Source organism: Streptococcus sp. WM07, assembly GCF_004570525.1.
In the GTDB taxonomy this organism is placed as follows: Bacteria; Bacillota; Bacilli; order Lactobacillales; family Streptococcaceae; genus Streptococcus.
Window position 1 is genome coordinate 1 of sequence record NZ_SPPZ01000200.1, and the last position, 429, is coordinate 429.

1 protein-coding gene is annotated in these 429 nt (G+C 52.9%); it reads right to left on the minus strand.

All coding sequences use genetic code 11. The features are described 5' to 3' along the window. Positions 1-401: hypothetical protein (locus E4T71_RS09005; RefSeq protein WP_209304493.1), on the minus strand; the 401-nt coding region annotated here is incomplete at its 3' end. Between the last annotated feature and the right edge of the window lie 28 nt (positions 402-429).

Genomic DNA, 429 nt, shown 5'->3' on the forward strand with positions numbered 1-429 from the left:
GGCTTGCCATGTTCGAACAGGATATTCCACGCCGATGCATCCTTGATGATCCAGCCGTGTGCCAAAGCTGTCTTGGCGATTTGCAGTGTCATTTTTGCCGCGTCATACAACTGCAAAGCGGTAATTTCATGCGGATAGCAGGGGAAATCGACAGCGCGGTGTTCCAGCCAGCGTAAATGCGCCGTATCAGTGACAGATTCGACGCGGCCGGCGACCCACTCGGACTGCGGGAACCAGCCATCGGCGACTCCTTGCCGATACCAGGGCGCGTTCATCAACGTTTCTACATCATCGACTTTTTGCGCACTGACGGCGCGAAAAATCCGGCCATTTTTTTTTGCGACAAAACCGGACGGGTCGCGCCAAGAAACTTTTTTCAGAATTTCAAAATTTGTAGCCATCCGGCGCGCTCCAGGTTTCATAATAAGG